The organism is Bacillus sp. MHSD_36 (assembly GCF_030757775.1).
In the GTDB taxonomy this organism is placed as follows: Bacteria; Bacillota; Bacilli; order Bacillales; family Bacillaceae_G; genus Bacillus_A.
This window is the reverse complement of sequence record NZ_JAVBIS010000002.1, coordinates 548492-565846: the sequence shown is the minus strand read 5'-3', so window position 1 is coordinate 565846 and position 17355 is coordinate 548492. Positions and strand designations below refer to the sequence as shown.

Sequence of the window (17355 nt, the reverse complement as noted above, 5' to 3'; positions counted from 1 at the left end):
GGGAACTTACAGTGGCTGAAAGAACACATGCATGTGGAAAAGTAACAATAGAAGCAGTTGGACAAACAGTTCAATTAAAAGGTTGGGTACAAAAACGCCGTGATTTAGGTGGATTAATCTTTATCGACTTACGTGACCGTACAGGTATCGTACAAGTTGTATTTAACCCAGAAACATCAAAAGAAGCACTAGAAGTAGCAGAAACAATTCGTAGCGAATACGTGTTACACGTAGAAGGTACAGTTGTTGAGCGAGGTGAAGGTGCGATTAATGACAATATGGCAACTGGTCGTATTGAAGTACAAGCAACGAAAGTGAACGTATTAAATGCAGCGAAAACAACGCCAATCATTATTGCTGATGATACAGATGCATCAGAAGATGTGCGTTTAAAATATCGTTATTTAGACTTACGTCGTCCTGTAATGTTCAACACATTCAAAATGCGTCACGACGTAACAAAAACAATTCGTAACTTCTTAGATACAGAAGAGTTCTTAGAAGTGGAAACACCAATTTTAACGAAGAGCACGCCAGAAGGAGCTCGTGATTATTTAGTACCAAGTCGTGTACATGACGGTGAATTCTATGCGTTACCACAGTCTCCACAGCTATTTAAACAGCTTCTTATGGTCGGCGGATTTGAGCGTTACTATCAAGTGGCACGCTGTTTCCGTGACGAAGATTTACGTGCAGACCGTCAGCCTGAATTCACGCAAATCGATATCGAAGCTTCATTCTTAACACAAGATGAAATTTTAGATATGATGGAGCGCATGATGACGAAAGTTATGAAGGATGCAAAAGGTGTAGAAGTAAGTGCACCATTCCCTCGTATGAAATATGCTGATGCAATGGCTCGCTACGGTTCTGATAAGCCAGATACACGCTTTGAAATGGAACTAACAGACTTATCTGAGTTTGCTGCGGGTTGTGGCTTCAAAGTATTTACAAGTGCTGTAGAAAGCGGCGGACAAGTAAAAGCAATTAATGCAAAAGGTGCTGCAAGCAAATACTCTCGTAAAGATATCGATGCATTAACTGAATTCGTGAAAGTATACGGTGCAAAAGGTTTAGCTTGGCTTAAAGTGGAAGAAGACGGCTTAAAAGGACCAATCGCGAAATTCTTCGGTGAAGAAGATGCGAACGCGTTAATGACTACGTTAGACGCTACTGCTGGAGATTTATTACTATTCGTAGCAGATAAGAAGAGCGTTGTTGCAGATAGCTTAGGTGCACTTCGTTTACGTCTAGGTAAAGAGCTTGAGTTAATTGACGAAAGTAAATATAACTTCCTATGGGTAACGGACTGGCCACTTCTTGAGTACGATGAAGATGCAGATCGTTACTTCGCAGCTCACCACCCATTCACAATGCCATTCCGTGAAGACGTTGAGCTATTAGAAACAGCTCCAGAAAAAGCACGTGCACAAGCATATGACCTTGTATTAAACGGTTATGAGCTTGGTGGTGGATCACTTCGTATTTACGAGCGTGACGTACAAGAAAAAATGTTCAAAGCACTTGGATTCTCACAAGAAGAAGCGCAAGAGCAATTCGGATTCTTATTAGAAGCATTCGAATACGGTACGCCACCACACGGCGGTATCGCATTAGGTTTAGACCGTCTTGTTATGTTACTTGCAGGACGTACAAACCTTCGCGACACAATTGCATTCCCGAAAACAGCAAGCGCAAGCTGCTTATTAACAGAAGCTCCAAGCCCAGTTGCTGAAGCACAGCTTGAAGAGTTAAACTTAAAATTAAGCTTAAAAGAAGAGAAGTAAGAATAAAGTCTAGATGGTTATACTATAGCCATCTAGACTTTTTTTGAGAGGAAGTTTAAAAAGTCCGGTTCAGATGGCAGTCGCATCTCTTCGTTGCTTCGCCAGTCCGGTGCTCGAGTAGTGACGCTACACTGCGCTCCTCCTAGCTTCAGCGCCTCGATCTGCTCGGCCCTCTGAATCCTCCTTTTTAAACGTGTATTTAGGAAGAAATAAAAGTCGGTTTACATTATGTCTTCATTTTCGAAATATGTATTTTTAGGAATTCTATAACTTTTTCTATACAAATAGTAGGAAAAACGCTAGAATACATGGTAGACCATTTTTGTAATAGGAGTGTAGAGCTGAATGTTACATCAATTTTCACGTAATGAATTAGCCTTCGGTAAAGAAGGACTTGAAATATTAAAAAATAGTACAGTCGGTATTTTAGGAATTGGCGGCGTAGGTTCTTTTGCAGCTGAAGCGTTAGCGCGTTCTGGCGTTGGACGTCTTGTATTAGTTGATAAAGACGTTGTAGATATTACAAACGTAAACCGTCAAATTCACGCTTTAGTATCTACTGTAGGACGTTCAAAAGTAGAATTAATGAAAGAGCGTATCGCAGATATTAACCCTGAGTGTGAAGTAATTGGACTAGAAATGTTTTATACAGATGAAACATATGAAGAGTTCTTTAAACACGGTTTAGACTTCGTAGTGGATGCATCTGATACGATTACGTTCAAAATTCATTTAATTAAACAATGTTTACGTCGTAAAATTAAAATTATCTCATGTATGGGTGCGGCAAATAAAATGGACCCAACTCGTTTCCGTATTGCAGACATTTCTAAAACACATACAGATCCAATTGCGAAAGTCATTCGTACGAAGCTTCGTAAAGAGGGTATTAAAAAAGGTGTAAAAGTTGTCTTCTCTGACGAAAACCCAATTGTAATTCGTGAAGAAGTACGTAAAGAAATCGTACCAGACGAAAATGCAAAAATTCGTAAAGCGAAATTACCGCCTTCTTCAAATGCATTCGTACCATCTGTGGCAGGCTTAATTATGGCAAGTCACGTTGTACGCGAGCGTATTAAAAACGTAGAAGTGAAACGTGTAGGGCAAGAATAAAGTAAAAGCATATATCCATTTCGGATATATGCTTTTTTTGTATGTATTAAAGAAATAGGGATATTTGCATTACTACTAGTTCAAATGTAAGTAAGGCTAGTAAGTAATGATCATATTTATCTGATTTATAGGCGGACGTCTTTTTTAAACTGTTAACGGTAAAAAGAGCTAAAGTTAAGACGAGGACACCGAGTGTTATTTTGAAAACTATTAAAGAAATAGTAATCAGCTCCCTTTAAAAATATATGTTTATAATAACATTTTAGTGAAAAATATCTAATATATACCGAGAGTTTTCTTGTATGATAGGGAGAGATATTTCGTCAATTTTTGTCGGTAAATTGATATTCCTTGTCGAATCGTCGGTATAATTTCATTCACCGATACATACATGTATACTCTCCACCAAAGAAACAAACAGAGACGTCACTTAGTCAAAAAAGTGACGTCTCTGTTTTTAATTCTCTGCAGAATAAATAATATCTAAATTTCCATTTTGATCTGTTTTGAAAATGGGAGCGATCTGTTCGTCTTGTTCTTCAACTGAAACGAGTTTTCGAGCGCGATCCATAATTCTAACAAGCATTGCATAATCTTCTTCGATTGCTTGTTGTTTTTTTGAGAGTACCGCTAATTTTGCTTCCAGTTCATGATTCGTTTTTTTCAAAGTCGTGAGCTGAGCTTGCAATACTTCATTTTCAGTTTGTAACTTTGCAAGTGAAGGGTTGGTATGCTCTAAGTTTTGCAAAAACGAGATGACACTTTGCATTGTGAGTTCTTGTTTGCTTGGCGTAATATCTTCTGAAAAGTCGGCATCGATTACGAGTTGTTTCGTTTTCGTGAAATGCTCTTTTTCTATTTTAGCTTCAGAGCGTTTTAATTCTTTACGTTGCTTTTTTGCAAGTTGCACTGCGTCTTCATAATTGGGTCTTACTTCGGCATTCCATCTAAATCCGCAAGCTGCTGAAGTACGGTTCAATGCATCGCCGACTTCATCAAATGCTTTTATTTGTGTACTACCGCTGCGAATATGTCGTAAAACAGTTTCTGCTAAAAGGAGATCGTCTTCTTTTGTCCATGCATCTTGACGTGTTTTCATAAGCGAAGCCTCCATAATGGTGACGTTTTCGCTTATGTTACCCTTTATTTTTCGTTTTATTCGAAGTTTGTAATCTTTCATATACGGTAGAAAGTGCTTGCTCAAATTTCCCTGTTGTTTTCGGTTTATAATATTGTTTGTTTTTTATTTTATCAGGTAAGTATTGTTGCTGTACCCAGCCATTTGGATGGTCGTGTGGGTATAAGTACCCGATGCCTCTTCCGAGTGATTCTGCGCCTTTGTAATGACTATCTTTTAAATGACTTGGGATGTCGCCTGTTTGACCGTTACGTAAATCATGTAAGGCAGCATCAAGTGCTTTATAAGCTGAGTTTGATTTCGGTGATAGACACAGCTCGATAACGGCATTTGCAAGTGGTATGCGTGCCTCTGGAAATCCAACTCGTTCAGCTGATTCAATGGCTGCTAGTGTACGTGGTCCGGCTTGCGGGCTAGCAAGTCCGATATCTTCATATGCCATAATAAGAAGACGTCTACCAATGCTTTGTAAATCACCAGCTTCAATAAGACGTGCTAAATAATGAAGTGCTGCATTTACATCACTTCCGCGCACCGATTTTTGAAATGCCGATAATACGTCATAATGAGCATCTCCACCTTTGTCATGAACGAAGCTCTTTTTTTGCAAGCATTCTTCTGCGATTTCTAGTGTGATTTCCGCAGCTTTGTCATCCGTTGTAAAGCTAGATAAAACAGCTAGTTCAAGTGCATTATAAGCGGAACGCATATCTCCGCCTGATGCATTTGCGAAGTGATGTAATGCTTCAGGCGTAACCGTTACATCATATTCTCCAAGACCTTTTTCTTTATCTTCAAGTGCTCGTTTTAAGCCGATTAAAAGATCATCTTCTGTTAATGCGTGTAATTCGAAGATTTGACAACGACTTCGAATAGCAGAATTAATAGCATGGAACGGATTACTCGTCGTTGCCCCAATTAAGGTGAGAAGTCCGCTTTCTAAATGAGGTAATAGAAAATCCTGTTTTGCTTTATCTAGGCGGTGTACTTCATCTAAAATTAAAACGAGGTGTCGATGCATCTTTGCTTCTTGTACGACAACTTCCATATCTTTTTTATTATGAGTAACAGCATTTAATAGGCGGAAAGGGGTTCCGGTACTGCCTGCAATTGCGCTCGCGATGGATGTTTTTCCAGTGCCTGGAGGGCCATATAAAATCATAGATTGAAAATGATTTGCTTGGACCATTCGCCATAAAATCTTTCCTTCACCAACTAAATGTTGTTGGCCGATAATTTCTTGAATATTTGTAGGGCGCATTCGATGTGCGAGTGGTTGTTTCATTTTTACCGTCTCCCTTAAAGTATAATCTCTTTCTATCGTATCATTTTTTTTAGTGGAATTTGAAATAGGATGCTGTTTTGTGGGAAAAATGAATATGAATATTTTCATTTTTCTATCAATTGTAATAATTTCCGAGTTTTTCAATGTGATTTTATGTTATCATTTTGATACACAAGTTGAAATTTCTTATAATACTATATTATGCTATAATTTCATAGGATTTTAAATTGTGTTCTTTTATAAATAAGATATAACCAATAGAAGTGAAAATTTGAAAAGAGGTGCAAAATAGATGAAGATTTCAACGAAAGGCCGTTACGGCTTAACAATTATGATCGATCTTGCAAAAAAGTTTGGTGAAGGTCCAATTTCCTTAAAATCAATTGCGCAGGCACATGATTTATCGGAACATTATTTGGAGCAATTAATTTCACCACTTCGTAACGCTCGTCTAGTAAAGAGTACGCGCGGGGCATATGGTGGATATGTATTATCAGATCAACCGGCTAACATTACAGCTGGGGATGTAATCCGTGTATTAGAGGGTCCAATTAGTGTTGTAGAAATGATAGAAGAAGAAGAACCAGCACAACGCCAATTATGGATGCGTGTTCGTGATGCGGTGCAAGAAGTGTTAGATAGTACAACGTTAGAAGATTTAGTGCGTTATGAGGAAGAAAATCACGGGGGCTACATGTTTTACATTTAATTCCTTGTGAAACGATTTGGAAAGAAGGAGATTTAATGGAACGCATTTACTTAGATCATGCTGCGACATCTCCGACTCACCCAGAAGTGGTCGAAAAGATGATTCCATATATGACAGAAACATTCGGAAACCCGTCTAGTATTCACTTTTATGGACGTCAAACGCGACATGCAGTAGATGAGGCAAGACGCGCGTGTGCACGTAGCATTCATGCGAATCCGAATGAAATTATATTTACGAGTGGTGGTACAGAAGCTGATAATTTAGCGCTTATCGGTGTAGCACGTGCGAACCGTCATAAAGGTAAGCATATTATAACGACGCAAATTGAACATCATGCGATTTTGCATACATGTGAATTGTTAGAGCGTGAAGGGTTTGAAGTGACATATTTACCTGTTGATGAAACAGGGCGCGTTCAAGTTTCTGACATACAAAAGGCATTAACGGAAGAGACAATTCTCGTATCCGTTATGTTTGGGAATAATGAAGTTGGGACGATGCAACCAATTGCGGAAATAGGTAAGTTGTTAAAAGAGCATCAAGCTTATTTTCATACAGATGCGGTACAAGCTTACGGTTTAGTAGAAATTGATGTGAAAGAGTTTGGTATTGATTTATTATCGATTTCAGCTCATAAAATTAACGGGCCAAAAGGTGTTGGATTCCTATACGCTGGTGCAGATGTGAAATTTGAACCGTTATTAATAGGCGGGGAGCAAGAAAGAAAACGCCGTGCTGGTACGGAAAATGTGCCTAGTATTGCTGGGCTTCAGCATGCAATTCTTATAGCTGAAAAAACTCGTGAGCAAAAAAATGCCCAATATGAAGAGTTTAAAGATATAATGGTATCTGTCTTCAAAAATGAAGACATTACTTTCGAGGTAAACGGAAACTTAGAATATCGCTTACCACATGTGCTTAATATTAGTTTTACAGGAATGAACATTGAACCGTTTCTTGTGAACTTAGACTTAGCTGGCATTGCAGTGTCAAGTGGTTCGGCTTGTACAGCTGGTTCGATTGATCCATCACATGTATTAGTAGCGATGTTCGGAAAAGACTCCGATCAAATACGTTCATCCGTACGCTTTAGTTTCGGACTTGGAAATACGAAAGAGCAAATTGAGAAAGCGGCGTACGAAACAGTGAAAATCGTGAAGCGATTAACACAAAATTAGCATGGGAGGTGACATGATGAACAAACTACCTCAAGAAACACGTGTTGTCATCGGTATGTCCGGTGGCGTCGATTCATCTGTAGCAGCTCTTTTATTAAAAGAACAAGGTTATGATGTAATCGGAATTTTTATGAAAAACTGGGATGATACAGATGAGAATGGTGTCTGCACAGCAACAGAAGATTACAATGATGTAATCGAAGTGTGTAACCAAATTGGTATTCCGTATTATGCAGTAAACTTTGAAAAACAATACTGGGATAAAGTATTTACGTACTTCTTAGATGAATACCGAGCTGGTCGTACACCAAACCCAGATGTAATGTGTAATAAAGAAATTAAATTTAAAGCATTTTTAGAGCATGCAATTGCGCTTGGTGCTGATTATGTAGCGACAGGTCATTATGCACGCGTTGCGTATATGGACGGCGAATATAAAATGCTTCGCGGCGTTGATGACAATAAAGACCAAACGTATTTCTTAAATCAATTAAGCCAAGAGCAATTGTCAAAAACAATGTTCCCGTTAGGTGAATTAAAGAAACCACAAATTCGTGAGATGGCGAAAGAAGCTGGTTTAGCGACAGCGGCGAAGAAAGATAGTACTGGTATTTGCTTCATTGGAGAGCGTAACTTTAAAGATTTCTTAAGTAACTATTTACCAGCACAACCAGGTGTGATGCAAACATTATCTGGCGAAGTGAAAGGAAAGCATGACGGTTTAATGTACTATACAATTGGACAACGTCATGGCCTTGGTATTGGTGGTAACGGTGATCCATGGTTTGCTGTTGGGAAAAACTTAAAAGAAAACATTTTATATGTCGATCAAGGATTCCATAACGAACTTCTATATGGGGATGAAGTTATTGCTACGAATATCGGCTGGGTAAGTAACAAAGCGAAAGAAAAAGAATTTAAGTGCACAGCGAAATTCCGTTATCGTCAAGAAGACAATAAAGTAACGGTTCAAATCGTTGATGAAAATACAGTTCGTATTCTTTGTGACGAGCCAATTCGTGCAATTACACCAGGACAAGCAGTTGTTTTCTATGATGGAGATGAGTGCTTAGGCGGTGCTACAATTGATGAAGTGTACCGTAGCGGTAAGAAATTGGATTATTTAGGATAAAACGAGAAGCCTCTGCCGATTCGCGGTTAGAGGTTTCTTTTACATAAAGCGAATTTTTGTTCGCTTGAAAAATACATTCTTTGATATAATTTGTTGTAGAGGTGAAGGACATGTCAAACAAACTTGAAACAGGTATTCAATATATGCAAGAAGGAAACTGGGAAGAAGCTGCTAAAAACTTCACAGAAGCAATCGAAGAAAATCCGAAAGATGCGCTTGGATACATTAATTTTGCAAACTTATTAGATGTACTAGGTGACAGTGAAAGAGCAATTTTATTTTATAAACGTGCATTAGAGCTAGATGATAAATCTGCGGCTGCTTATTATGGATTAGGTAATGTGTATTACGGTCAAGAGCAATTTGCAGAAGCTAAAGCTGTATTTGAACAAGCGATGCAAGCGGGCTTACAATCAGCGGATGTAACATTTATGTTAGGTATTACGTATGTGCAACTTGGAAATGATCGTCTTGCACTGCCGTTTTTACAAAGAGCAACAGAATTAGATGAAAACGATGTAGAAGCTATGTTCCAGTGCGGACTTTGCTTTGCGCGACTAGAACATATTCAAGAAGCGAAACCTTATTTTGAAAAGGTATTAGAAATGGATGAAGAGCATGCAGATGCGTATTATAATTTAGGCGTTGCATACGTATTTGAAGAAAATAACGAGAAGGCTCTTGCTTTATTTAAGAAAGCAACTGAAATTCAGCCAGATCACTTTTTAGCTGGTAATGGTGTTCGTTTATTGGAGCAAGAAGCTGAATAAGATGAAAATATAGTTTAATGGGTAGTTATCCCTCATCTAAAGAGGTGGGGGATGTACTGCTCATTAAAGTGAAACGAAACCGGAAAGGAGAGGAAAGATGGGAAATCAACATGCAATGGATTTGTTTGAAGAAGAGAAAAAGTTTATAAAAGCGCAAGTTCTTCATACCATTTTCCACAACGAAGAAAACCTCTATTCCGTTGTCAGTATGAAAGTCATTGAAACAAATGAAACGTACGACGAAAAAAAAGTAATGATAAACGGTCATTTTCCCCGCATGCATGAAGATGAAGTGTTTACATTGACAGGACATTTTAAAGACCATCCGAAGTATGGGAAACAATATTTAGTTGAAACGTTTAAGAAAGAATTGCCGCAAACAAAAGCTGGTATGGTGCAATATTTAGCCAGTGATTTATTTAAAGGGATAGGAAAGCGTACAGCTGAAAAAATTGTGGACCATCTTGGGGAACATGCTATTTCTAAAATTATGGATGATCCTGACGCGTTAAATGGTGTTGTCAACAAACAAAAAGCGCAAGAAATTTATGAGACAATTGTTGAACATCAAGGGCTAGAGAAAGTAATGAGCTTTTTAAATGGTTACGGTTTTGGAACGAAGCTTTCTATTAAAATTTATCAGCAATATAAAGAGATGACATTAGAAGTAATTCGTAATAATCCATATCAGCTTATTGAAGAAGTGGATGGCATTGGATTTGGAAGAGCGGATGATATAGGACGTGCGTTAGGGATATCGGGTAATCATGATGATCGTGTACGTGCGGGATGTTTTTATACGTTAGAAAATGTATCATTGCAACTTGGCCATGTTTATATGGGAAAAGATCAACTTGTAAGAGAAACGATGTCACTTTTAAATAATCAAGAAGGAAGGGTGACAGAGGAAGACATTATCGGTTGCATTGAAATGATGCAAAGTGAAGGGAAAGTCATCATAGAAGAAGAACGGATATATTTAGCATCGTTATTCTACTCTGAAAAAGGTGTTGTAAAGTCTATTCGTAGGCTTATGAATCAAGAGGAAACACCTTCATTTCCTGAAGCAGAAGTGTTAAAGACGTTAGGTGAAATTGAAGAACAACTGAATGTGCAGTATGCACCATTTCAGCAAGAAGCAATTCAAACGGCACTTCATAAACCGATGATGTTACTGACAGGTGGACCAGGAACAGGGAAAACAACAGTTATTAAAGGGATTGTTGAAATGTATGCGTCACTTCACGGGCTATCGTTAAATCCGAATGAATACAGTGATGATAATCCATTTCCAATATTATTAACGGCTCCAACAGGAAGAGCAGCGAAGCGAATGAGTGAATCAACAGGGCTACCAGCTTGTACAATTCACCGTTTACTTGGCTGGACGCCAGAAGGGTCTTTCCAACGTAATGAAACGGATCCGGTACAAGGGAAATTGCTCATTATTGATGAATTTTCAATGGTTGACATTTGGCTTGCAAATCAGCTGTTTAAGTCATTGCCGACTAACATTCAAGTTATTGTTGTAGGCGATGAAGATCAGTTGCCATCTGTAGGACCTGGTCAAGTGTTGAAAGATTTATTGAATGCAGGTGCAGTTCCAACGGTAAAGCTTACTGAAATTTATCGTCAAGCGGAAGGCTCATCAGTTATTCAACTTGCCCATGCGATAAAAAATGGAACGCTTCCACCAGATTTAGCGCAAAACCAAAAAGATCGTTCATTTATCGGTTGTACAGGAGCTCAAATTGTTGAGGTTGTTAAGAAGGTTTGTGAGAATGCTAAGACAAAAGGGTTTAGCGCAAGAGATGTACAAGTATTGGCTCCGATGTATCGTGGACCTGCCGGTATTAATGTACTAAACGAAGCGTTGCAAGAAGTGTTTAATCCGAAAAGGGAAAAAAGTAAAGAAATTGCTTACGGTGATGTTGTATACCGACGAGGCGATAAAGTATTGCAGCTCGTTAATCAGCCGGAGAGCCAAGTGTTTAATGGTGATATCGGAGAAATTGTTTCGGTGTTTTATGCGAAAGAGAACGTTGAGCAACAAGATATGATTATCGTTTCATTTGATGGAATTGAAGTAACGTATACAAAGCCAGATTTAAATCAAATTACGCATGCCTATTGCTGTTCGATTCATAAATCGCAAGGTAGTGAATTTCCGATTGTGATTATGCCGATAGTAAAAAGTTACAATCGTATGTTACGTCGTAATTTAATTTATACTGGTATTACAAGAAGTAAGAAGTTCCTTATTATTTGTGGAGAGGAAGCCGCTTTCCAGTCTGGTGTAAATCGCCTTGATGATGCAATGCGTCAAACGACTTTAGCTAGTCGATTGCAAGAATCACAAGGAGAAGTACAGATGGTAACGGTAAATGGCGAAGAAATGGACGTGGAAAACATTTCACCGTATGATTTCATGTAACAAGGTGAAATTATATAGTGAAACTTTCAAACGTATAACGTTGAAAGGCTCCAGCAATGTATAAATGAATGCGGTTTGGACATAATGGCGAATAGAATCTGGGAGAATGTAAGGAGATGAAAGCCATATGTTCATTTGTCCAAATTGCAAAGGGAAAGACATTGGAAAAATAGGTGTCAACCAATTTTATTGCTGGAATTGTTATATCGAATTATCGGTTTCAAAAGGGAAAATCCATACGCATCAAGTAGAAGAAGATGGTTCATTAAGCTCTCTTGATGATTTATTTGATGAGAATGAAAGAACGATCGGATAACGAAAAGGGGGATTTACTTTGAATCTACGCAATTCATTAATCGCATTAGGTGTTGGAGCGGCAGCATATCAATATGCTCGCAAACAAGATATGTTCTCAAAACGCAATATGAAAAAAGCACGTAAGATGATTAAATCTTATTTATAAGCATAAAAAACTCCCTTCATCATAAGGGAGTTTTTTTATGCACTTGTATGCAAATATAAAAGTCCGATTTCAGAGAAGAGATAAGATAGGCCGTAACATCCAACACCAAGCATGCCGTAATGAAATAATTGCTTCGCTCTTTCTTTTCGTGAGGAACGAATAAAGAAACCTTTCCAAATACCGAACCCGATACAAATCCATTCAAGAATCATAAAAAGTGCTGATAATACGAGCATAAATAAAACCATTATGAGCCCTCCTGATTATATTGTTTCACGCTACATTCTCAGGGGTGGTTGTCCTTGTTATGTTATGTATATGTACGTCTTTACAAAACAGTATGGTCTACATGAAAAGATTTTAAAACTTTCGCACATAACCTACCCTATTTATTTTCAAAATAAGGGTAGAGGAGGTTTTTCGTGTGAAGAATCTTAAAATAATTTGGATATATCGTTTAGGATTATTGTTACTTGTATTTCTTTGTTTGCTCGTCTTTCTAAAAATTAAGCCGCTATGGGCACCGATTATTTTTGTATTTAAAGTGGCCATTACACCGTTTCTTATTGCGTGTTTTATTGCGTATTTATTGCATCCTTTAATTGAAAAAATTCATAAGGAAGGGATGCCACGCACACTCGCTATTTTGCTCATTTACATCCTTTTCTTTGGCGGAATTGGTTATGGCATTTATAAAGGAACGCCAGTGGTGATTAAGCAATTACAAGAAATCAATGAACAATTCCCGCAGTTTACAAAAATGTATGATTCTTGGATGGATGGCGTTACGGAACAAACAGCGAATTTCCCGTCCTTTATTCATGAAAAGGTGAAACAAATTTTTGTCGGGGTAGAAACGAAGATACAAGCACTTTTAAATAAAGTGATGAGCACAGCTCGTGGTGTACTAGATTCGTTACTCATTATTTTCTTAATTCCGTTCATTGTATTTTACATATTAAAAGATTACGGTGAGTTTTATCATATCTTTTGGAAACTAGTCCCAAGTAAGTGGCGTAATACAGGGCAAATGCTGGCGAAAGAAATTGATAAATCACTTGGAAGTTATATTCGAGGACAATTATTTGTTTGCTTAGTATTAGGGGGCGTATCTGCTCTTTCCTTTTGGTTTATCGGTATGAAATATCCATTGTTACTCGGGATTATTATTGGGGTGACAGATATAATACCGTACTTTGGTCCTATTTTAGGAGCGATCCCGACATTAATGATTGCGGCAACGGTATCAACGAGTTTACTTATTAAAGCGGGGATTACGATTGCAATTTTACAATTCGTTGAAAGTAACATTTTATCCCCTTATATCGTTGGTAAGTCGCTTCGCATGCATCCTGTTATTATTATGCTTGCATTATTAGTTGGGGGAGAAGTGGCAGGAATTGTAGGTTTATTAATATCAGTTCCTGTTTTAGCTGTCATTCGTACAGTAATCGTTCATGTAAGGCCTCTTTGGAAAAAAGAAGATGCGTAATAGGAAAGCCCTCTAATTATAAAAGTAGAGGGCTTTCCTTATTTAGAGAGTTGCTTATTTATTTGTTGAACGAGAGAGCTTACATCATTGGTTTGAATATGTTTTATTCTTTTCCATTCATTATCATACATAAAGATAATTTGATTGCTGAAAAGGCGCTTTTGTTCTTTTAGGTCAGAAATTTTTTCGAAAGAGTACTCCTCAAATAATGGATTCTTACTTACATCTGGTCCCAAAAAGAAAAGTCGTTTGTTCGTTAAAATTAACAGTCCTGGTCTTGCAACGGAACGATAAATAAATATATCTAATGAACAGGCTACGTAAAATAATATCGTTTCGTCAGTCGTTAACATATTTTTAGCGTTATTCAATAAAGTTGTCATTATAATCGCTCCTTTATTATTGGTAATTTAATTATAACAAAAATAAAATATTCAGAAAAATAAATAGAGGTAGTGCAATTTAGTAATACATGCATAATATATGAAAAGGCCGTTAAGAATGAATAGTAGAATAGCTATGATTAATAAGCAATTGATATAATATAAATGATTATCTACATTGACAAACTTAAGAGAATTCTATTATATTTAGTCATATAATACATTAAATCAATGACGGAACAAGTACGTTACAGTCCATTTATAGAGAGAAGCTTCCATATGGCTGAAAGAAGCTTTAAATGAAGGGTAACAGAAAGCTAATCCTGAGAGCAGCTAATCACTGCCGTCTTGCCACGTTACGGCACCATGAGGTGATGAGTTGATTTGTATAGTAATCAATTCATAATTAGGGTGGTATCGCGAGTTAACTCTCGTCCCTTTTATAGGGGCGGGAGTTTTTTATATTTAAGGAGGAAAATACAATGAAACAACTAACAGGCGCACAAATTCGTCAAATGTTTTTAGACTTTTTCCAAGAAAAAGGACATGCAGTAGAACCTAGTGCTTCACTAGTTCCACATGAGGATCCATCTCTTTTATGGATTAACAGTGGTGTAGCAACATTAAAAAAATATTTTGATGGACGTGTAATCCCACAAAATCCACGTATTACAAATGCTCAAAAATCAATTCGTACAAACGATATTGAAAACGTAGGGAAAACAGCTCGTCACCATACATTCTTTGAAATGTTAGGAAACTTCTCAATCGGTGATTACTTTAAAGAAGAAGCAATTACTTGGGCTTGGGAGTTCTTAACGAGCGACAAATGGATTGGATTCGATAAAGAATTACTATCAGTTACAATCCATCCAGAAGATGAAGAAGCATTCAAAATTTGGAATGAGAAAATGGGCGTTCCAAAAGAGCGTATCATTCGTTTAGAAGAAAACTTCTGGGATATCGGTGAAGGACCAAGTGGACCGAATACAGAAATTTTCTATGACCGCGGAGAAGCTTACGGTAATGACTTTAGTGACCCAGAATTATATCCAGGCGGAGAAAACGAGCGTTACTTAGAAGTATGGAACCTTGTATTCTCTCAATTTAATCATAATCCAGACGGTTCATATACACCACTTCCTAAGAAAAACATCGATACAGGGATGGGTCTAGAGCGTATGACATCTATCGTTCAAGATGTGCCTACAAACTTTGACACAGACTTATTCATGCCAATGATTGGTGCAACAGAAACAATCTCTGGCGAGAAATATCGTAATGGTGACTTAGAAAAAGATATGGCGTTTAAAGTAATCGCTGACCATATCCGTACAGTAACATTCGCTGTTGGTGACGGTGCCCTTCCATCTAACGAAGGCCGTGGTTATGTGTTACGTCGTTTATTACGCCGTGCTGTTCGTTACTCTAAGAAATTAAACATCAACCGTCCGTTCATGTTTGAATTAGTACCGGTTGTTGGAGAAGTAATGAAAGACTTCTATCCAGAAGTACTTGAAAAGAAAGATTTCATCGCAAAAGTTGTGAAAAATGAAGAAGAGCGTTTCCACGAAACACTTCATGATGGTGAAGCAATTTTAGCTGAAGTTATCGCAAAAGCAAAAGAAGAAAAAACAACTGTTATTTCTGGAGTAGATGCGTTCCGTCTATATGACACATACGGTTTCCCAATTGAATTAACAGAAGAATATGCAGAAGAAGCTGGTATGACAGTTGATCATGAAGGCTTTGAAAATGAAATGGAAAAACAACGTGAGCGCGCACGTGCTGCTCGTCAAGACGTTGATTCTATGCAAGTTCAAGGCGGTGTCCTTGGAGAAGTGAAAGTAGCGAGCGAATTCGTTGGTTACGGTACAGTTGCGACAGAAAGTAACGTTGTTGCACTTGTGAAAAACGGCGAATATACAGACAGTTTACAAGCTGGTGAAGAAGGACAATTAATGCTTGATGTAACACCATTCTATGCTGAGAGCGGTGGACAAATTGCAGACCGTGGTTACCTTCTTGCTGACGGTGTGAAAGTTCTTGTAAAAGACGTACAAAAAGCACCAAACGGCCAAAACTTGCACAAAGTTGTTGTTGAAGAAGGTACATTAACGAAAGAGGCAGCTGTGAAAGCTATTATCGATACGAAAAACCGTAGTAGCGTTGTGAAAAACCATACAGCAACTCACTTACTACACCAAGCATTAAAAGATGTACTTGGAACGCACGTTAACCAAGCAGGTTCTCTTGTAACTTCTGAACGTTTACGCTTTGACTTCTCTCACTTCGGTCAAGTACAAGCTGACGAATTAGAAAAAATTGAGCGTATCGTAAACGAGAAAATTTGGGAAAGTATTGATGTTGAGATTTCTCAAAAAGCAATTGAAGAAGCGAAAGAAATGGGTGCAATGGCATTATTCGGTGAAAAATACGGTGATGTTGTACGCGTTGTACAAGTTGGCGATTACAGCTTAGAGCTTTGTGGTGGTTGTCACGTTGATAACACAGCTTCTATCGGTATTTTCAAAATTGTTGCTGAGTCTGGTATCGGTGCAGGAACTCGTCGTATTGAGGCAGTAACTGGTAAGTCTGCATACGAATTAATGAACGATCAAGTAGGTTTATTAAAAGAAGCAGCAGGAAAAATGAAAACAAATCCGAAAGATATTTTAACAAGAGTAGATGGTTTATTTGCTGAAGTAAAACAACTTCAAAAAGAAAACGAATCTCTTGCAGCAAAATTAAGTAACATTGAAGCTGGAAACTTAACTGATTCAGTAATGACAGTTGATGGCGTGAACGTATTAGCGGCAAAAGTAAATGTTGCAGATATGAACAACTTACGTACGATGATGGATGACCTAAAAAATAAATTACAATCTGCAGTTGTCGTATTAGCATCTGTAAATGATGATAAAGTAAACATCTTAGCTGGCGTAACGAAAGACTTAATTAGCCAAGGATACCATGCTGGTAAACTTGTGAAAGAAGTAGCTTCTCGTTGTGGCGGTGGCGGTGGTGGCCGTCCTGATATGGCACAAGCGGGCGGTAAAAACCCAGCGCAAGTTGAGGAAGCTTTAGCATTTGTACAAGAGTACGTTAAATCTGTTTCAAAATAAAGAGATAGTAGTGTACAATGGTAGGGAGAGGAGAAGTTCTTCTCCCTATACTTACTATATAAGTGAGGTGCTTGAAATGGACGGTTTTGATAAAACAATGAAGTTTAGCATTCAAGATGAAAAACAGAGTGTCCATGTAAATGATGTACTTTTAACTGTGTATGATGCACTTCAAGAAAAAGGCTATAATCCGATTAACCAAATCGTCGGTTACTTATTAAGTGGAGACCCAGCATACATACCTCGCCATAAAGATGCACGAAGCATCATTCGCAAGCTTGAACGAGATGAATTAATTGAAGAGCTTGTGAAGTCTTACTTGAAACATCATCGTGAGGAGTAG

Annotated in this window: 16 protein-coding genes and 1 other annotated feature; of the genes, 12 read left to right on the top strand and 4 right to left on the bottom strand. The window is 37.9% G+C overall.

What is annotated here, in order from left to right:
* Nucleotides 1-11 precede the first annotated feature (11 nt).
* Both aspS and Q9B79_RS11065 read left to right on the top strand, forming a co-directional pair.
* Nucleotides 12-1787 (top strand): aspartate--tRNA ligase, encoded by a 1776-nt coding sequence (gene aspS / locus Q9B79_RS11070; RefSeq protein WP_262722582.1) that lies wholly within the window; start codon nucleotides 12-14, stop codon nucleotides 1785-1787.
* 345 nt (nucleotides 1788-2132) lie between these two features.
* On the top strand, nucleotides 2133-2900 hold the full coding sequence (locus Q9B79_RS11065; protein ID WP_000903176.1) for a tRNA threonylcarbamoyladenosine dehydratase: 768 nt from the start codon (nucleotides 2133-2135) through the stop codon (nucleotides 2898-2900).
* A gap of 457 nt (nucleotides 2901-3357) precedes the next feature.
* Here Q9B79_RS11065 and Q9B79_RS11060 read toward each other — a convergent pair whose 3' ends face one another.
* Nucleotides 3358-3999, bottom strand: coding sequence for an RsfA family transcriptional regulator (locus Q9B79_RS11060; protein ID WP_306184064.1), 642 nt, complete (start codon nucleotides 3997-3999; stop codon nucleotides 3358-3360).
* A gap of 37 nt (nucleotides 4000-4036) precedes the next feature.
* Nucleotides 4037-5323, bottom strand: coding sequence for a replication-associated recombination protein A (locus tag Q9B79_RS11055; RefSeq protein ID WP_263697515.1), 1287 nt, complete (start codon nucleotides 5321-5323; stop codon nucleotides 4037-4039).
* 292 nt (nucleotides 5324-5615) lie between these two features.
* Here Q9B79_RS11055 and cymR point away from each other — a divergent pair, with 292 nt between their 5' ends.
* The 7 genes from cymR (at nucleotide 5616) to Q9B79_RS11020 (ending at nucleotide 12012) form a co-directional block, all read left to right on the top strand.
* Nucleotides 5616-6032, top strand: coding sequence for a cysteine metabolism transcriptional regulator CymR (gene cymR, locus Q9B79_RS11050; RefSeq protein ID WP_000704116.1), 417 nt, complete (start codon nucleotides 5616-5618; stop codon nucleotides 6030-6032).
* A 35-nt stretch (nucleotides 6033-6067) separates the two neighbouring features.
* A complete protein-coding gene (locus Q9B79_RS11045; RefSeq protein WP_306184063.1) occupies nucleotides 6068-7213 on the top strand; it encodes a cysteine desulfurase family protein in 1146 nt (381 codons plus the stop codon).
* A gap of 16 nt (nucleotides 7214-7229) precedes the next feature.
* The gene (gene mnmA / locus Q9B79_RS11040) at nucleotides 7230-8345 is read left to right on the top strand and encodes a tRNA 2-thiouridine(34) synthase MnmA (RefSeq protein WP_306184062.1); all 1116 of its coding nucleotides are present in this window, start codon (nucleotides 7230-7232) and stop codon (nucleotides 8343-8345) included.
* A gap of 110 nt (nucleotides 8346-8455) precedes the next feature.
* Nucleotides 8456-9115, top strand: a complete 660-nt coding sequence (locus tag Q9B79_RS11035) for a tetratricopeptide repeat protein (protein WP_306184061.1) — start codon at nucleotides 8456-8458, stop codon at nucleotides 9113-9115.
* Between the two features lie 97 nt (nucleotides 9116-9212).
* Entirely contained in the window at nucleotides 9213-11549 is a 2337-nt protein-coding gene (gene recD2 / locus Q9B79_RS11030; protein ID WP_263704163.1) for an SF1B family DNA helicase RecD2, read from the top strand.
* Between the two features lie 127 nt (nucleotides 11550-11676).
* A complete protein-coding gene (locus Q9B79_RS11025) occupies nucleotides 11677-11865 on the top strand; it encodes a hypothetical protein (protein ID WP_000469281.1) in 189 nt (62 codons plus the stop codon).
* 18 nt (nucleotides 11866-11883) lie between these two features.
* Nucleotides 11884-12012 (top strand): YrzQ family protein, encoded by a 129-nt coding sequence (locus tag Q9B79_RS11020; protein ID WP_098670102.1) that lies wholly within the window; start codon nucleotides 11884-11886, stop codon nucleotides 12010-12012.
* A 35-nt stretch (nucleotides 12013-12047) separates the two neighbouring features.
* Here the strand turns inward: Q9B79_RS11020 and Q9B79_RS11015 are convergent, their stop codons facing one another.
* Nucleotides 12048-12260 carry a hypothetical protein gene (locus Q9B79_RS11015; protein WP_000242552.1) on the bottom strand — a complete coding sequence of 71 codons (213 nt, stop codon included), beginning with the start codon at nucleotides 12258-12260 and terminating at the stop codon, nucleotides 12048-12050.
* A 176-nt stretch (nucleotides 12261-12436) separates the two neighbouring features.
* Here Q9B79_RS11015 and Q9B79_RS11010 point away from each other — a divergent pair, with 176 nt between their 5' ends.
* Entirely contained in the window at nucleotides 12437-13504 is a 1068-nt protein-coding gene (locus Q9B79_RS11010; RefSeq protein WP_306184060.1) for an AI-2E family transporter, read from the top strand.
* 38 nt (nucleotides 13505-13542) lie between these two features.
* Here the strand turns inward: Q9B79_RS11010 and Q9B79_RS11005 are convergent, their stop codons facing one another.
* Nucleotides 13543-13887 carry a PH domain-containing protein gene (locus Q9B79_RS11005; RefSeq protein WP_306184059.1) on the bottom strand — a complete coding sequence of 115 codons (345 nt, stop codon included), beginning with the start codon at nucleotides 13885-13887 and terminating at the stop codon, nucleotides 13543-13545.
* 222 nt (nucleotides 13888-14109) lie between these two features.
* Nucleotides 14110-14329 (top strand) — a binding site (T-box leader).
* 40 nt (nucleotides 14330-14369) lie between these two features.
* Here Q9B79_RS11005 and alaS point away from each other — a divergent pair.
* Nucleotides 14370-17012 (top strand): alanine--tRNA ligase, encoded by a 2643-nt coding sequence (alaS, locus tag Q9B79_RS11000; RefSeq protein ID WP_306184058.1) that lies wholly within the window; start codon nucleotides 14370-14372, stop codon nucleotides 17010-17012.
* Nucleotides 17013-17088: 76 nt separating this feature from the next.
* On the top strand, nucleotides 17089-17355 hold the full coding sequence (locus Q9B79_RS10995; protein WP_000348590.1) for an IreB family regulatory phosphoprotein: 267 nt from the start codon (nucleotides 17089-17091) through the stop codon (nucleotides 17353-17355).

What these genes read in the sequence shown, in the direction of transcription:
- Q9B79_RS11065 (WP_000903176.1), top strand. Translation starts at nt 2,133, where the DNA reads ATGTTACATCAATTTTCACGTAATGAATTAGCCTTCGGTAAAGAAGGA.
- Q9B79_RS11060 (WP_306184064.1), bottom strand. Translation starts at nt 3,999, where the DNA reads ATGAAAACACGTCAAGATGCATGGACAAAAGAAGACGATCTCCTTTTA.
- Q9B79_RS11055 (WP_263697515.1), bottom strand. Translation starts at nt 5,323, where the DNA reads ATGAAACAACCACTCGCACATCGAATGCGCCCTACAAATATTCAAGAA.
- cymR (WP_000704116.1), top strand. Translation starts at nt 5,616, where the DNA reads ATGAAGATTTCAACGAAAGGCCGTTACGGCTTAACAATTATGATCGAT.
- Q9B79_RS11045 (WP_306184063.1), top strand. Translation starts at nt 6,068, where the DNA reads ATGGAACGCATTTACTTAGATCATGCTGCGACATCTCCGACTCACCCA.
- mnmA (WP_306184062.1), top strand. Translation starts at nt 7,230, where the DNA reads ATGAACAAACTACCTCAAGAAACACGTGTTGTCATCGGTATGTCCGGT.
- Q9B79_RS11035 (WP_306184061.1), top strand. Translation starts at nt 8,456, where the DNA reads ATGTCAAACAAACTTGAAACAGGTATTCAATATATGCAAGAAGGAAAC.
- recD2 (WP_263704163.1), top strand. Translation starts at nt 9,213, where the DNA reads ATGGGAAATCAACATGCAATGGATTTGTTTGAAGAAGAGAAAAAGTTT.
- Q9B79_RS11025 (WP_000469281.1), top strand. Translation starts at nt 11,677, where the DNA reads ATGTTCATTTGTCCAAATTGCAAAGGGAAAGACATTGGAAAAATAGGT.
- Q9B79_RS11015 (WP_000242552.1), bottom strand. Translation starts at nt 12,260, where the DNA reads ATGGTTTTATTTATGCTCGTATTATCAGCACTTTTTATGATTCTTGAA.
- Q9B79_RS11005 (WP_306184059.1), bottom strand. Translation starts at nt 13,887, where the DNA reads ATGACAACTTTATTGAATAACGCTAAAAATATGTTAACGACTGACGAA.
- alaS (WP_306184058.1), top strand. Translation starts at nt 14,370, where the DNA reads ATGAAACAACTAACAGGCGCACAAATTCGTCAAATGTTTTTAGACTTT.
- Q9B79_RS10995 (WP_000348590.1), top strand. Translation starts at nt 17,089, where the DNA reads ATGGACGGTTTTGATAAAACAATGAAGTTTAGCATTCAAGATGAAAAA.